Consider the following 14,862-nt stretch of genomic DNA (forward strand, 5'->3'; position numbering starts at 1 on the left):
CCCGCCGCGGCGGTGACCAGATGAGCGAACAGGGCACCGGAGTCTTCGGGAACGGCGCGTCCGGCCGGCCCGTGGTCCGGGTGAGCGCGCGGCGCCCCGACGAGGCGATGACGTCGGCCCGGCCCTGGCGGCCGGTGACGCTCGACGACCTGCCGCTGCGCCACGACCTGCGCGGCCGTTCGCCGTACGGCGCGCCGCAGCTCGACGTCGCGGTGCGGCTGAACACCAACGAGAACCCGCACCGGCCGTCCGCCGAGCTGGTGGACGCACTCGGTAAGGCCGCCACCCTTGCCGCCACCGAGGCCAACCGCTACCCGGAGCGCGAGGCCGAGGCGCTGCGCGCGGACCTCGCCTACTACCTCACCCCGGACGCCGGTTTCGGTGTGCACACCAGCCAGGTGTGGGCGGCGAACGGCTCCAACGAGGTGCTCCAGCAGCTCCTGCAGGCGTTCGGCGGCCCGGGCCGGCGCGCGCTGGGCTTCGAGCCGTCGTACTCGATGCACCGGCTGATCTCGCTCGCCACCGCGACCGAGTGGGTCGCCGAGGACCGGGCCGACGACTACACCCTCGACCCCGTCGCCGCGGCCGACGCGGTGCGCCGCCACCAGCCGTCGGTGGTGTTCCTGTGCTCGCCGAACAATCCGAGCGCGACCGCGCTGCCGCTCGACGTCGTCAAGGCGGTGTGCGCGGCGGCCGAGGAGATCGGCGGCTGCATGGTCATCGTCGACGAGGCGTACGCCGAGTTCCGCCGTGCCGGGGTGCCGAGCGCGCTCACCCTGCTGCCCGAGCAGCCGAAGCTGGTCGTCACCCGGACGATGAGCAAGGCGTTCGCGCTCGCCGGCGCCCGGGTCGGCTACCTGGCGGCCCACCCGGCGGTCGTCGACGCGCTGCAACTGGTCCGGCTGCCCTATCACCTGTCGTCGTTCACCCAGGCGGTGGCGCGCACCGCCCTGGCGCACGCCGACGAGCTGCTCGGAACGGTCGAGGCGGTCAAGGCGCAGCGCGACCGGATCGTCGACGAACTGCCGGCGTTCGGCGTGCGGGTGGTGCCGTCGGACGCGAACTTCGTGCTGTTCGGCCTGTTCCGTGACCAGCACGCGGTCTGGCAGTGCCTGCTCGATCACGGGGTGCTGGTCCGCGACCTGAGCCTGCCCGGCTGGCTGCGGGTCACCGCCGGCCTGCCGAGCGAGATCGACGCCTTCATCGGCGCGCTGCGCTCCGTGCTGGCCGACAGCCCGTCGGCGCTCGAGACAGACCGCCGGCCGGCAGGCAGAGCCCGGACGGGCGGTGGCCTGGACGGGCAAGGCCCGACCCAGGACGCCTGAAACGCAACCAAGAACGCAACGTACCTAGACAGACACAGGAAACCAGGGGATATGGCACCGGCGCGGACCGCCCGGATCGAACGCAAGACGCTGGAGTCGGACGTGCTCGTCGAGCTGGACCTCGACGGCGCGGGCGTGTCCACCGTGGAGACCGGGGTGGGGTTCTTCGACCACATGCTCGCCCAGCTGGGCAAGCACGGCGGCTTCGACCTCACCGTGCGCACCCGGGGCGACCTGCACATCGACGCCCATCACACCGTCGAGGACACCTCTATCGCGTTCGGGGAGGCGCTACGGGCGGCGCTCGGCGACAAGGTCGGCATCCGCCGGTTCGGCGACGCGATGGTGCCGCTCGACGAGGCGCTCGTCCAGGCCGCCGTCGATCTGTCCGGCCGCCCGTACTGCGTGCACGTCGAGCCGGACCTCGCCCCGATGATCGGGACCTACGACACGACGCTCACCCGGCACATCTTCGAGTCGATCACCTCGGCGGCCCGGATCGCGCTGCACGTGCGGGTGTTGTCCGGCCGCAACGCCCACCACGTCGTCGAGGCGCAGTTCAAGGCGGTCGCGCGGGCGATGCGGGACGCGGTCGCGTTCGACGCCCGGGTGTCCGGCGTCCCATCGACCAAGGGCGTCCTTTAGATGGCCGGGAGCCGGCCGAAGGTGGTCGTGCTCGACTACGGGTCGGGCAACCTGCGCTCGGCGCAGCGGGCCGTCGAGCGGGTCGGCGCGGACGTCACCGTGACCGCGGACCTCGCCGCCGCGGCGTCGGCGGACGGGCTGGTCGTGCCCGGCGTCGGCGCGTACGCCGCCTGCATGGCCGGGGTCGAGCGGATCGGCGCCGGCCCGGCGATCCGGGACCGGGTCGCCGCCGGCCGGCCCGTGCTGGGGATCTGCGTCGGCATGCAGATCCTCTACGAGCTCGGCGACGAGCACGGCGTGCGCACCCAGGGGCTCGGGCTGCTGCCGGGCGAGGTCCGCCGGCTCGCCGCGCCGATCCTGCCGCACATGGGCTGGAACACCGTCGCGCCGCCGGCCGGCTCGACGCTGTTCGCCGGCCTGCCGGCGGGGACCCGGTTCTACTTCGTCCATTCCTACGCCGCCAAGGCCGACCCGGGCGCCGGCGACACGGTCACCGAGCACGGCGAGCCGTTCGCCGCCGCCGTCGAACGGGGTCCTCTGTGCGCGACCCAGTTCCACCCGGAGAAGTCCGGCGACGCCGGCGCCGAGGTCCTCACCAACTGGCTGCGGTCTCTCGGCTGACGCCCGCGGTGAGCACCGCCGCGCCGACGCCGGTGGTCACCCGGGCCGCCAACACCGTGGCGGCCGCGGAGCCGGCGGCGACGAGCAGCGCCGCGGCGGCGAGCGGTCCGCGCCTGACCGGCCGCACCCGCCGCACCCGCCGCTGTCGCGCCCGCGGGCCCGTAGGGTGGGCGAGTGACGTTGACGTTGTTGCCCGCGGTGGACGTGGCGGACGGGGTGGCCGTTCGGCTGGTCCAGGGCGCGGCCGGATCGGAGACCTCGTACGGCGACCCGCGCGACGCGGCGCTCGCCTGGCAGCGCGACGGCGCCGAGTGGATCCATCTCGTCGACCTGGACGCCGCCTTCGGCCGCGGCTCCAACCGGGAGCTGATCGCCGAGGTGGTCCGCTCCCTCGACGTCGCGGTCGAGCTGTCCGGCGGGATCCGCGACGACGACTCGCTGGACGCGGCGCTCGCCACCGGCGCGGCCCGGGTGAACGTCGGTACCGCCGCGCTGGAGAACCCGGACTGGGTGCGGCGGGCGATCGACCGGGTCGGCGACCGGATCGCCGTCGGGCTGGACGTGCGCGGCACGACGCTCGCCGCCCGCGGCTGGACGCGCGACGGCGGCGAGTTGTTCGACGTGCTCGCCCGGCTCGACGCCGACGGGTGCGCCCGTTACGTGCTCACCGACGTCCGCCGCGACGGCACGCTCACCGGCCCGAACCTGGAGCTCCTCGCCGCGGTCACCGCCGTCACCGACCGGCCGGTCGTCGCCAGCGGCGGGGTGTCGTCGCTCGCCGACCTGGGGGCGATCGCCACCGTCCCCGGCGTCGAGGGCGCGATCATCGGCAAGGCGCTCTACGCCGGCGCGTTCACCCTCCCGGAGGCGCTCGCCGTCGCCGGCGGCGAGACCGCGGCGGGCGCCCGGCGATGAGCGTCGCGGTCCGCGTCATTCCCTGCCTGGATGTCGACGCCGGCCGGGTGGTCAAGGGCGTCAACTTCACCGGCCTACGCGATGCCGGCGACCCGGTCGAGATGGCCCGCCTCTACGACGCCGAGGGCGCGGACGAGCTGACCTTCCTCGACATCACCGCCTCCAGCGGCAACCGGGAGACGACCTACGACATCGTCCGGCGCACCGCCGAGCAGGTCTTCATCCCGCTCACGGTGGGCGGCGGGGTGCGCGCGGCCGCCGACGTGGACCGGCTGCTGCGCGCCGGGGCGGACAAGGTCGGTATCAACACGGCCGCTGTCGCCCGCCCCGAGCTGCTGCGCGAGTGCGCGCTGCGGTTCGGCAGCCAGTGCGTCGTCCTGTCCGTGGACGCGCGGCGCTCGCCCGGCCAGGACGGGCCGCGCTTCGAGGTGACCACCCACGGCGGCAGGCAGGGCACCGGCATCGACGCCGTCGCCTGGGCGGCGCGCGCGGTCGAGCTCGGTGCCGGCGAGATCCTGCTCAACTCGATGGACGCCGACGGCACCCGCGACGGCTATGACCTCGAGATGATCGCCGCCGTCCGCGCGGAGGTGGACGTCCCGGTGATCGCCAGCGGCGGCGCCGGCGAGCTCGCCGACTTCGCCCCCGCCGTCTCGGCCGGCGCCGACGCCGTACTGGCCGCCAGCGTCTTCCACTTCGGCCACCTCCGGATCGCCGACGTCAAGGAAGCCCTGCGCACCGCCGCCGTCCCCGTTCGTTAAGCCCCGGCCACTTGACGGCCACGGGAGTACTCGGCCTGTTTCAGGTGTTGCAGGGTGGATGTCACGCGCCTGTCACAGGGCTGTAGCGAACAGCGGCCGGGCGCGAGCACATGCGCACGCGCGCTGTCGAGAGGAGTGAGGTGCCCGCACCTGGTGACGCCCCGGACGGACCGCCGAGCCCCGGCGGCCACGTCGACCACCTCAACCCTCCCGGGTTCGCCCAGTCGGCGCGCGCGATCGACGGGACCCGCTCGGTCATCTGGCGCGGGCTGCGGATCCTGTGGCTCGCGGTGCGCGAGGAGCGGCGGCTGTTCGCGCTGTCGGTGTTCGGCAGCGCGCTGTTCGGCCTCGCGACGGTGGCCAGCTCCTACGTCCTCGGCGAGGTGACCCAGCGGGTCATCGTCCCTTCGCTGCGCGACGGGCACGCCGCCTGGGGGAGCGTCGTGTCCGCCGCGTTGCTGGTGTTCGCGGTCGGCGCGACCCGCGCTGTCGGGATGTTCTTCCGCCGGTTTGCGGCCGGTGTGCTGCAGTACCGGATGCAGGCCCACTACCGGCGCCGCGTCACCCGCCAGTACCTGCGGCTGCCGCTGGCCTGGCACCAGCGGCACTCCACCGGCGCGCTGCTGTCGAACGCGAACGCCGACGTCGAGGCGCTGTGGGCGCCGATCGCGCCGTTCCCGTTCGCGGTCGGCGTGGTCGTGATGCTCGCCGCCGCCGTGGGCCTGCTGGTCGCGACCGACCCGCTGCTCGCCGCCGTCGGTTTCGTCGTCTTCCCGCTCGTCGGCGTCCTCAACCTCACCTACTCGCGGCTGGTCTCGCCGCTGTTCGCCCGGGTGCAGGAACTGCGTGCCGAGGTGAGCACGGTCGCGCACGAGTCGTTCGACGGCGCGCTCGTCGTCAAGACCCTCGGCAGGGAGGCCGACGAGACCGCCCGCTTCCGCCGGTCCGCCGAACAGCTGCGAGACGCGATGATCCGCGCGGGCCGGGTCCGCGGGGTCTTCGATCCGCTGATGGAGGCGCTGCCCAACCTCGGCGTGCTCGCCGTGCTCGTGGTCGGCGCGCACCGGATCGGCTCCGGCGACCTGTCGGTCGGTGACCTGGTCCGGGTGGCCTACCTGTTCACGCTGCTCGCCTTCCCGATCCGGGCGATCGGATGGGTGATCAGTGAGATGCCCCGCTCGGTGGTCGGCTGGGGCCGGGTGTCCGCGGTGCTGACCGCCGAGGGCGAGCAGCAGTTCGGCACGGAGCACCTGGCCGGCACCGGCCCGGCCACGCTGCGCCTCGACGGCGTCGGCTACCGGTACCCCGGCCCCGATGGCGCCGCGGGCGGTGCGGAACGGCCCGAGGGCGACGAGGAGGCGGTGCCGGCCGCGGCACTCGCGGATGTCGCCTTCGAGGCGCGCCCAGGCAAGGTGCTCGCGGTCACCGGGCGCACGGGCGCCGGGAAGTCGACGCTGGTGAGCCTGCTCGCCCGCCTCGTCGACCCGGACGAGGGCACCGTCCGGGTCGACGGCGCCGATCTGCGCGACCTCGCCGCGGGTGGGGGGGGCGCCGCCTCCCCGGCACTGCCTCGGGGCCGGGGGCACCGGGGGGGGGCCACGGCGCCGATCTGCGCGACCTCGCCGCGGGCGGGGTGACCTCCGCGGTCGCCCTCGTCGCCCAGCAGGCGTTCCTGTTCGACGACACGGTCCGCGCGAACATCACCCTCGGCCTGGACCTGCCCGACGACACCGTGTGGGACGCGCTGCGCCTCGCGCAGGCGGACCGGTTCGTCGAGGCACTGCCGGGCGGCCTGGACACCGAGGTGGGGGAGCGCGGCACGACCCTGTCCGGCGGCCAGCGCCAGCGGATCGCGCTCGCCCGCGCGCTGGTCCGCCGCCCCCGGCTGCTCGTCCTCGATGACGCGACCTCCAGCGTCGACCCTCGGGTCGAGGCGTCGATCCTCGCCGGCCTGCGTGCGCTCGGCTCGGCGGGGTCATCGACCGTGGTCGTCGTCGCCCACCGGCGGGCGACGATCGCGCTCGCCGACGAGGTCGTCTACCTGGAGAGCGGCCGGGTCGCGGCGCACGGCCGACACGACGAGCTGCTCGTCGGCTCGCCCGGCTACGCCGAGCTGCTCACGGCCTACGAGCGCGCCGCCGCCGACCTCGAGGCGCCGGCCGGGCTGGACGCGCCCAGAGACCTCGGCCTGGACACGGACGACCCCCGCCACGGCGATGCGTTCGACGAGGAGGTTCTGTCATGACAGCCGCCACCCCGCCCGTCAGTGGCGACGAGCGGCCGGCGGCGGACGGACGACCCGTGAGCACGTCGGCCCTTCCCGCGCCGGCCGGCCCGATTCCGCCACAGCGCGGCGCGGCGGCGACCGCTCCGCCCGGCGGTGATGCCGCGGCCGGCGGCGACGCGCCTGACGTGCCCTCGGCGAGGGAGGGGCTGTGGAGCACCGCCCGACGGCTGCGCCGGCTCGCTCCGCAGGCGACGAACGGGATCGGCGTGACGCTGCTGCTCGCCCTGATCGCCACCGTCGGCAAGATTGTCATCCCGCTGACCGTGCAGCAGACGCTCGACCGCGGCGTCACCGGCCCGGACGGCGTCGACCTGGGCCTCGTGCGCACCGCCGTCACGATCGCGGCGGTCGCGATCGTGGTGACGGCGGCCGCCACGTACGTGATGAATGTGCGGCTCTACAAGGTCTCCGAAGGAGCGCTCGCGACGCTGCGGGTGCGCGCGTTCCGGCACATCCACGACCTGTCGATGCTCACCCAGGCGACCCAGGCTCGCGGCGGCCTGACCGCCAGGGTCACCACCGACGTCGATCAGATGTCGCAGTTCCTGCAGTTCGGCGGCGTGATGCTGGTCGTCTCCGTCGGCCAGATGATCGTCGCGACCGTGCTGATGCTGGTCTACTCATGGCCGCTGACGCTGCTGGTCTACGTCTGCTTCGTCCCGATGGTGTTCGCGACCCGTGGCTTCCAGCGCCGGCTGTCCACCCGCTACGCCCTGGTGCGCCGGCGGGTCGGGGACATGCTCGGCGCCGTGTCCGAGTCGGTGGTCGGGGCCCACGTGGTGCGCGCCTACGGCGCCCAGCGGCGCACCGCCACCCGGGTCGACGACACCGTCGAGGCCTACCGCTCGGCGCAGAGCCGGGCGCAGGTGCTGGTCGCCGTCGTGTTCTCGGCGGGCGAGCTGGTCAGCGCGGTCGCGCTCGGCGGTGTGGTACTGCTCGGCGTGAGCCTCGGCGTCGGCGGCCACCTGTCCACCGGCCGGCTGGTGGCGTTCCTGTTCCTGATGACGCTGTTCGTCATGCCGGTGCAGATGCTCACCGAGGTGCTCAACGACGGCGCGAACGCGCTGGCCGGCCTGCGCCGCGTCCTGGACATCCTGGACACCCCGAGCGACGTCCGCGACCCGGCCGAGCTCGACGTCGACGGTGACGCTGGCGGCTCCGGGTCCGGGTCTGGCGGCCGGGACCTGCCGCCCGGCTCGCTCGACGTGACCTTCGACCAGGTCATGTTTCGCTACCGGACTGGCCCGCCGGTCCTGCACGGCATCGACCTGCGGGTCCCGCCCCGCGCCCGGGTCGCCGTCGTCGGCGAGACCGGGTCGGGCAAGACGACGATCGCCAAGCTGCTGACCCGGCTGATGGACCCCACTGAGGGCGAGGTCCGCATCGGCGGTGTGCCACTGACCGAGGTGCGCTTCTCGTCCCTGCGCGGCCGGGTGGTCATGGTGCCGCAGGACGGCTTCCTCTTCGACGCGACGATCGCCGACAACGTCCGCTATGGCCGGCCCAGTGCCACGGACGCGGAGATCACCGCCGCCTTCGGGCGGATCGGCCTCGCCGACTGGCTCGCGGGCCTGCCGGCCGGGGTCCGCACGGCGGTGGGCGAGTCCGGCGGGCTGCTGTCGGCCGGCGAGCGCCAGCTCGTCGCCCTGGCCCGCGCCGAGCTCGCCGGCCCCGACCTGCTCGTCCTCGACGAGGCGACTTCCGCCGTCGACCCGGCGACGGAGGTCCGCATCGGCCAGGCGCTGCTTGAGCTCACCCACGGCCGCACCTCTGTGACGATCGCCCACCGCCTGTCCACCGCCGAGACGGCCGACCTGGTCCTCGTCGTCGACGCAGGCCGCGTCGTCCAGCGCGGCACCCACGCCGACCTCGTCGCCCAGCCCGGCGTCTACCAGCGCCTGCACTCCTCCTGGTCCGCCGGCATCGCCGCCCTGTGACGCGACCGCGCGAACCCGCTCAGTGGGTGGGGGCGCGGCTTTCCTGGACGAGCAGGACGTGGCTGGTGGGCCCGGGGAGCTGGCGCCAGCGGTGGGGGAGGACGCCGGGGTAGTAAAGGGTGTCGCCGGGGCCGAGGGCGAACAGGCCCGCGGCGGCGACGTCCACCTCGATCCGGCCGGCCATCACGAAGACGAACTCGTCGCCGGCGTGGGTGAACGTGTCGCCGAACTCGGTCGGCGCGCCCTCGAAGAGCACCGGGTACATCGCGCGTGCGCCGGACACCAGCGAGCGCGCGATGCCGACCGGGTTCTGCGCCAGGACGCCGCCGCCGGCCCGCACCAGGCTCACCTGGCGTCCGACGGACGTCGCCGCCGCGCCGTCGGCATCGTTGGCGTCACCCTCGGTGTCCATCGACATCAGCTCGAGCTGCGTCGTGCCGAGGGCCTCGGCGATCCTGTGCAGCGAGGCCATGCTCGGCCGGGCGAGGCCCCGTTCCAGCTGGCTGAGGAACGGGTGCGACAGCTCCGCGAGCACCGCGAGCCGCACGAGCGTGAGCCCCCTGCGCCGCCGCAGCGCCCGGATCGACCGCCCGATCTGCTCGCGCACCTCCAGCTCGCTCGCTCCGGCCCGCGCCTGCCGGCCGACCTCTTCCGTACACATGGGCGTCATCGTCCCATTTGTGTCGACGCTTCGGTTCGCGACAAGCCGCCGGGCGGCGGTGCGCCGTCCATCGGGGGGATCCGGATGGCCCATGCTGGCGGATCGTGTCGGCCCATGCCCCGCTGGTCAGACCCAGGCGGCCGCGGCGCGGGCGGCGAGCGCGAGCAGCGCGTGGTCGGTACCGGGCGCGCCGACGAGGGCCAGGCCCACGGCGCGACCGCGTACCCGCGGGAACGGCAGGACGACGACCGGGAGGCCGGCGAGGCCGGCGGCGCAGGTCAGCGTCAGGGTGGCGGCCCGCAGGCGGTCCTTGGCGTCGACGGCGAGGTCGATCGCGGGCGCCGGGCCGCTGGCCGCGGGAATGACCAGCACCGTACCGCCGCCCAGGGCGGCGCCGAACGTCGCGCGGACCTGGGCGCGGACCGCGCGGGCCGTTGCCAGCTCCTCGCCGGTGACGGCCGCCGCCCCGGCGAACCGCGCGGCGATGCCGGGGCCGAGGACGCCGGGGTGGGCGGCGACCCACGCGCCGTGGGCCTGGTTCGCCTCGAAGCCCTGGCCGTGGCGGAAGGCGAGGAACCAGTCGTGGAGCCGGCCGTCCGCGATCGCCGGGACCTGGCGGACCGGTAGGTCGAGGGCCGTGGCGAGCGACGGGACCGCGCCGGCCAGCGCCGCGGCGGTCGCGGGCTCCGCGAGGGCCACGAGGTCGTCGGCGACGAGCAGCGCGGCCGGCGGGGGCAGCGCCGGATCGGCGGGCGGCAGCAGTACCGCGCCGACCTGGGCGAGCGTGGCCGCGTCGCGGGTGAGCCACCCGACGGTGTCGAAGCTCGGCGCGAGCGGAATGACCCCGGTGGCCAGGACCGCGCCGTGTGTCGGCCGGATGCCGAACAGGCCGCAGTAGGACGCGGGCACCCGCACCGAGCCACCGGTGTCGGTGCCGAGGCCGATGTCGGCCAGGCCGAGCGCGACGGCGCTCGCCGGGCCGCTGCTGGAGCCGCCGGGGATGACGCCGGGCGCGGTCGGGTTTGGCGGCGTGCCGTAGTGGACGTTTGTCCCGGACAGGCTGTACGCGAGCTCGTCGGTCTGCGCGATGCCGGCGACGTCGGCGCCGGCCGCGAGCAGCGCGGCCACCGCGGGCGCGTGCTCGGCCGCGGGTGCGGCCTCGGCGAGCCAGGCCGGGTTGCCCGCCCCGGTCCGGTGTCCGGCGACCGCGAACAGGTCCTTCACGGCGACCGTCAGGCGCCGCAGCGGCCCCTCGTCCGCCCCCGCGACGAGCGGTCTCCCGCGTACCCGCCAGACCGCCGCCATGTCGGTCTCGGCCCCGGTCGTGCCCTCCGCGGCGGCCGGGGTGGCTGGGGCGGGTGGCGCGGGTGGCGGCGAGCCGCTGACGTGCGCCGCGGCGACCCGCCAGCGCGGCTGGCCACCCTCACCGGGCTGGGAACCGTCGGGCCGGGACTCGTCGGGAACGGCCACCCAGACCTGGGTCTGCAGGCCGCGGCCGCCGTCGGCGCGGGCGATCTCCGCGACGAGCACCACGCAGGCCGGGCCGTGCGCTTGGACGTGCAGCCGCTCGACCGTGCGCGGCCCGGGCGGCCCGCCCCGGGTGCCTCTGGCCCGGCGGAACTCGCTGATCTCGGCGTGCCCGACGAGCACACCGGCGGCGTCGGCCCGCAGCGTCGCCGGCCCGCCGAGGAACAGCTCGTCCAGCGCGTCCAGGTCGTTGCCGAGCAGCGCCCGCTCGTACCGCCAGAACGCCTCCTCCAGCCCCGCCCGCCAGGCCGGGTCGTCGACGGGCACCCCGGTGCCGTGGGATGCGTCAGGGGACTGGCTGACCGCGTAGAAGCGGACGTCGCGGGACACGGGCAGCTCCTTCGGCCACGGCGACAAGCGGCGGCAGGCCACAACGGCGGCCGGCGACAGCGGTGGCTGCGGCAGACTGTGGCAGGCGACAAACCGCCTCAGTAGACCACCTGGCGTGGCGCGAGGCGGGGCGCGACCGGGCCGCGAGCGGGGCGTAACGGGTGGGTGATGACGTCGAAACACCCGCGCGGCAGTGTTCGTGGCATCAACACCGTGGCGAAGGGAGTGCGATGCGCGTCGGCGTGTTTCTCTTCGGGGCAGTCGAGATGGGTGACACCATCGGCGCCGGCGGCACGGAGCCGACCGCGCGCCGCCACACCCAGGCCGACTTCCTGTCGGCGACGCGCCGCATCCTGGACACCGGGGTGCTCGCCGACGAGCTCGGCTACGACGCGTTCTGGCTGACCGAGCACCACTTCCAGCACGAGGGCTACGAGGTCGTGCCCAACGGCCTGCTGTTCGGCGCGTTCCTCGCCGAGCGGACCCGCCAGATCCGCATCGGCACGATGTTCAACGTCGTCGGCCAGTGGCACCCGCTGCGCCTGGCCGAGGACTTCGCGATGCTGCACAACCTCTCCGGCGGCCGAGGCATCCTCGGTGTCGGCCGGGGCACCGTGCCGCGCGAGATGGAGCCGCTCTCGCTCGGCCGGATGTCGGTCGGCTCCAGCGACAACCCGGACGCGCTGGCCGCCGACACCGTGAACCGCGACGTCACGAACGAGGCGCTCGACCTGCTGCTGACCGCGCTGGACAACGAGACGTTCCGCCACCGCGGCAGCTACTTCCAGGCGCCCCCGCCGGGCATCCCCGACCGCGGCGGCGAGGTGGAGTCGCTCACCCTCATCCCGCGCCCGGCCTACCCGTACGAGGTGTGGCAGGCGATCAGCAGCCCCGGCTCGCTGGCGGCGGTGCCCGCGCGCGGCTTCGGCGGCGTGTTCTGGCTGGCCAGCCGCTCGTTGCTGCGTGCCCGCTGGGACCGCTACGCCGAGGTCTACGCCGACACGCACGGCGGCGCGGCGCTCGCCCCCGGCGAGAAGCGGATGATCGTGCTGAACACCTGCCTGGCCGACACCCGCGAGCGGGCGATGGAGCTCGCGCGCCCCGGCCACGACGAGTTCTGGCGCTTCCTCGGCCCCTATGGCTGGAACCGGGCCTACCTCGGTCCTGACGGCGGCATGCCGCCGGCCGGCTGGGTGCCGACGCTGGAGGACTCCGTCGAGCAGGGCGTGTGGGCGGTCGGTACCGCCGAGGACGTCGCCGAGGCGATCCTGCGGCTGCGCGCCGACCTGGGCGGCCTGGCCGACCTGACGATCTTCCCGACCGGCCCCGGCGAGAGCTACGACGCCACCGACGAGCAGCTGCGCCGCTTCGCGCGGGATGTCCGCCCGCTCCTCGACGCCTCCGAGCCCGTCCCTGCCGGCTCCGTCGCGGCCCAGGCCGCCCCGGCACCGGCCCCGTTTCACCAGGCTCCCCGCACCCGATCATGATCAGTGGATCTGTAGCCAAATCCGAGCCGCGCCCGCGCCGGGGCTCGGATCTCGATACACAACTGGCGATCATGGAGACCGGCCGGAGGTGCCTGACCCCATGACCCCTGACCCGATGACCGTGGACAACCCGGCGGTGCCGCTCGGCCCGACCGCCGTCAACAGCTGGCGGGTCGGCCCGGGCGCGGTGGACCTGCGCCGCCCGGCCCAGCCCGAGCGGGCTCTCACCGTGGCGGCCGTGCCCCAGCGGCTCACCCTCGACCTCGCCCGCACCGCCATCGTCGTGATCGACATGCAGAACGACTTCTGCCACCCCGATGGCTGGCTCGCTGGCATCGGCGTCGACGTCACCCCGGCGCGCGCGCCGATCCCGGTGCTCGCCGAGCTGCTGCCAGCGCTGCGCGCCGCGGGCGTCCCGGTCGTCTGGCTCAACTGGGGCAACCGTCCCGACCGGGCCAACCTGCCGCCGGGCGTCCTGCACGTCTACAACGGCGACGGTGCGGGCACCGGCATCGGCGACCCGCTGCCGAACGGCTCCCCGGTCCTCACCGACGGCGCCTGGGCCGCGGCCGTCGTTGACGAGCTGCCGATCGAACCGGGCGACGTCAAGGTCTCGAAGTACCGGATGAGCGGCTTCTGGGACACCCCGCTGGACACGGTGCTGCGCAACCTGCGGGTCGACACGCTGCTGTTCGCCGGCGTCAACGCCGACCAGTGCGTGCTCGCGACGCTGACCGACGCGGCCTGCGCCGGCTACGACGTCGTCATGGTCGAGGACGCGGTCGCGACGACGTCACCGGAGTTCTGCATGCGGGCGACCGTCTACAACGTCCGCCAGTGCTTCGGTTTCACCGTCACGGCCAGCGACCTGGCCGACGCCCTGAAGGTGCTCGCGTGAGCGCCGCCGCGGCCGTCCCACCGCCCGTGGTCCAGCCGCTGGCCGAGGTGACGGCGCACCGGATCTCGCCCACCGACACCGTCCGGCTCGCCGTGCTCAGCGGCCCGGCGCAGGGCTCGCCGGCCACCGTGGTGTTCGAGATCTGGGAGCCGGGCGGCTCGCAGCCGCCGAACTCGCACCCCGTCTCGACGGAGACCTTCGTCGTGCTCGTCGGCACCGGCCTCGCCCACAGCGACGGGCACACCCGCCCGATCGGCCCCGGCGACGTGCTCGTCCTGCCGCCGGGCTCCGTCCACCGCATCGTCAACACGTCCGGCACCGAGCGCCTCTACACGATCACCGTCATGGCGCCCGACGACGGTTTCGCCGCGCTCATCGAGCGCGGCCCGGTGGCCGGCCTGGACCCCGAGGATCTGGCCGTCCTGCGGGAGAACGCGGCCGGCCGGCAGGCGGGGCCGGAGGGGAGCAGCTGATGGCCGGGGAGCCGACGGCGGGCCAGGACCCCTGGTTCGTCACGCGGAAGCTGCGCGACGGCGTGTGGCTGGTCGCCGAGCCGTGGCACGTCTACTGCTTCCTCATCACCGGCGCCGAACGGGCCGTGCTGGTCGACACGGGCACCGGCATCGCGGACATCTCCGCCCCGGTCCGCCGGGTCACCGGCATGCCGGTGCTCGTCGTCAACTCCCACGCGCACGACGACCACCGCGGCGGAAACGTCTTCTTCGACGAGGTCGCCGCCCACCCGGTCGCCGTCGAACGGCTGGCGCGTCCCGTCCCCGCCGACCGCGTCGGCGCCTATCTGACGGTCGCCGCCGAGCAGCTCGCCGCCTACGAGACGGCGCTTGCACTCGACGACCGCTACTTCCACCTGTTCACCGCCGACAACCGGCCCCGCCCGCTGCCGCCCGGCACGGCCGCCGCCGCGGCCGCCCCGATCGGGACGGGCCCGGCGGCGCGCCCGCTCGCCGACGGCGAGGTGATCGATCTGGGCGGCCGGACGCTGCGCGTCCTGCACAGCCCCGGGCACTCGCCGGACTCGCTGTGCCTGCTGGACGAGCGCGACGGCCTGCTCTTCGTCGGCGACACGCTGATCACCGGCGACTTCTGGGCGCACACCGACGACACCGACCTGGAGGCGTTCGTCACCAGCCTGCGCCGCCTCGATGGCGAGCTCGCCGGCCAGGTCAGCCGGGTCATGCCCGCGCACACCCGCTCCTGCGAGGCCGGGCCGCACCTGCTGCGCGACGCCGCCGACGCGATCGAGGCCGTGCACACCGGCCGCAGCACCGGCGAGCCGGGCCTCGACCTCTACGGCCGCCCCGTGCTACGCCACCGCTTCGCCGAGTTCAACATCCTCCGCCCTGTCGCATAAAGAAGTTCGGTTCGTAACGGTCAATCGTCACGCAACCGGGCTGGCCCGGAGGCGCGCCTCCGCGGAGGCCCGGCCACGAGCGAAGCGACGTGGTTG

13 protein-coding genes and 1 pseudogene are annotated in these 14,862 nt (G+C 74.7%); 11 read left to right on the forward strand and 3 right to left on the reverse strand.

Annotated elements, in window-relative coordinates; genetic code table 11:
• Positions 1 to 20 precede the first annotated feature (20 nt).
• The 3 genes from QOZ89_RS00885 to hisH are packed head-to-tail and all read left to right on the forward strand — an operon-like array spanning position 21 to position 2,591.
• A complete protein-coding gene (locus tag QOZ89_RS00885) occupies positions 21 to 1,325 on the forward strand; it encodes a histidinol-phosphate transaminase (protein WP_083418779.1) in 1,305 nt (434 codons plus the stop codon).
• Between the two features lie 51 nt (positions 1,326 to 1,376).
• A complete protein-coding gene (hisB, locus tag QOZ89_RS00890) occupies positions 1,377 to 1,970 on the forward strand; it encodes an imidazoleglycerol-phosphate dehydratase HisB (protein WP_071049431.1) in 594 nt (197 codons plus the stop codon).
• Positions 1,971 to 2,591, forward strand: a complete 621-nt coding sequence (hisH, locus tag QOZ89_RS00895) for an imidazole glycerol phosphate synthase subunit HisH (RefSeq protein ID WP_071049432.1) — start codon at positions 1,971 to 1,973, stop codon at positions 2,589 to 2,591. It abuts the gene before it with no gap.
• Here hisH and QOZ89_RS00900 read toward each other — a convergent pair.
• Positions 2,563 to 2,718: a hypothetical protein gene (locus QOZ89_RS00900; RefSeq protein WP_312622686.1), complete on the reverse strand. Its 156-nt coding sequence runs from the start codon at positions 2,716 to 2,718 to the stop codon at positions 2,563 to 2,565. The genes hisH and QOZ89_RS00900 overlap by 29 nt on opposite strands.
• Before the next feature lie 47 nt (positions 2,719 to 2,765).
• Here QOZ89_RS00900 and priA point away from each other — a divergent pair, with 47 nt between their 5' ends.
• The 4 genes and pseudogenes from priA to QOZ89_RS00920 all read left to right on the forward strand — a co-directional run bounded on the left by priA (position 2,766) and on the right by QOZ89_RS00920 (position 8,491).
• A complete protein-coding gene (gene priA, locus QOZ89_RS00905) occupies positions 2,766 to 3,506 on the forward strand; it encodes a bifunctional 1-(5-phosphoribosyl)-5-((5-phosphoribosylamino)methylideneamino)imidazole-4-carboxamide isomerase/phosphoribosylanthranilate isomerase PriA (RefSeq protein WP_071049433.1) in 741 nt (246 codons plus the stop codon).
• Positions 3,503 to 4,267, forward strand: coding sequence for an imidazole glycerol phosphate synthase subunit HisF (hisF, locus tag QOZ89_RS00910; protein ID WP_312622687.1), 765 nt, complete (start codon positions 3,503 to 3,505; stop codon positions 4,265 to 4,267). Before priA ends, hisF begins: the two co-directional genes overlap by 4 nt.
• Before the next feature lie 110 nt (positions 4,268 to 4,377).
• Positions 4,378 to 6,512, forward strand: a pseudogene (locus tag QOZ89_RS00915) (ABC transporter ATP-binding protein).
• Positions 6,509 to 8,491 (forward strand): ABC transporter ATP-binding protein, encoded by a 1,983-nt coding sequence (locus QOZ89_RS00920; RefSeq protein WP_312622688.1) that lies wholly within the window; start codon positions 6,509 to 6,511, stop codon positions 8,489 to 8,491. The pseudogene QOZ89_RS00915 and the gene QOZ89_RS00920 overlap by 4 nt, the downstream one beginning before the upstream one ends.
• Positions 8,492 to 8,510: 19 nt before the next feature.
• Here the strand turns inward: QOZ89_RS00920 and QOZ89_RS00925 are convergent, their stop codons facing one another.
• A complete protein-coding gene (locus tag QOZ89_RS00925; protein WP_071049435.1) occupies positions 8,511 to 9,152 on the reverse strand; it encodes a helix-turn-helix domain-containing protein in 642 nt (213 codons plus the stop codon).
• Between the two features lie 126 nt (positions 9,153 to 9,278).
• Positions 9,279 to 11,009 carry an amidase gene (locus QOZ89_RS00930; protein WP_083418782.1) on the reverse strand — a complete coding sequence of 577 codons (1,731 nt, stop codon included), beginning with the start codon at positions 11,007 to 11,009 and terminating at the stop codon, positions 9,279 to 9,281.
• 230 nt (positions 11,010 to 11,239) lie between these two features.
• Here QOZ89_RS00930 and QOZ89_RS00935 point away from each other — a divergent pair, with 230 nt between their 5' ends.
• The 4 genes from QOZ89_RS00935 to QOZ89_RS00950 all read left to right on the forward strand — a co-directional run bounded on the left by QOZ89_RS00935 (position 11,240) and on the right by QOZ89_RS00950 (position 14,766).
• On the forward strand, positions 11,240 to 12,496 hold the full coding sequence (locus QOZ89_RS00935) for an LLM class flavin-dependent oxidoreductase (RefSeq protein ID WP_071049436.1): 1,257 nt from the start codon (positions 11,240 to 11,242) through the stop codon (positions 12,494 to 12,496).
• A gap of 100 nt (positions 12,497 to 12,596) precedes the next feature.
• On the forward strand, positions 12,597 to 13,394 hold the full coding sequence (locus QOZ89_RS00940; protein ID WP_241841806.1) for a cysteine hydrolase family protein: 798 nt from the start codon (positions 12,597 to 12,599) through the stop codon (positions 13,392 to 13,394).
• Positions 13,391 to 13,867 (forward strand): cupin domain-containing protein, encoded by a 477-nt coding sequence (locus QOZ89_RS00945; protein WP_312622689.1) that lies wholly within the window; start codon positions 13,391 to 13,393, stop codon positions 13,865 to 13,867. Before QOZ89_RS00940 ends, QOZ89_RS00945 begins: the two co-directional genes overlap by 4 nt.
• On the forward strand, positions 13,867 to 14,766 hold the full coding sequence (locus QOZ89_RS00950; RefSeq protein WP_312622690.1) for an MBL fold metallo-hydrolase: 900 nt from the start codon (positions 13,867 to 13,869) through the stop codon (positions 14,764 to 14,766). Before QOZ89_RS00945 ends, QOZ89_RS00950 begins: the two co-directional genes overlap by 1 nt.
• Positions 14,767 to 14,862: the final 96 nt, after the last annotated feature.

The organism is Pseudofrankia coriaricola (genome assembly GCF_032027725.1).
GTDB lineage: Bacteria > Actinomycetota > Actinomycetes > Frankiales > Frankiaceae > Pseudofrankia.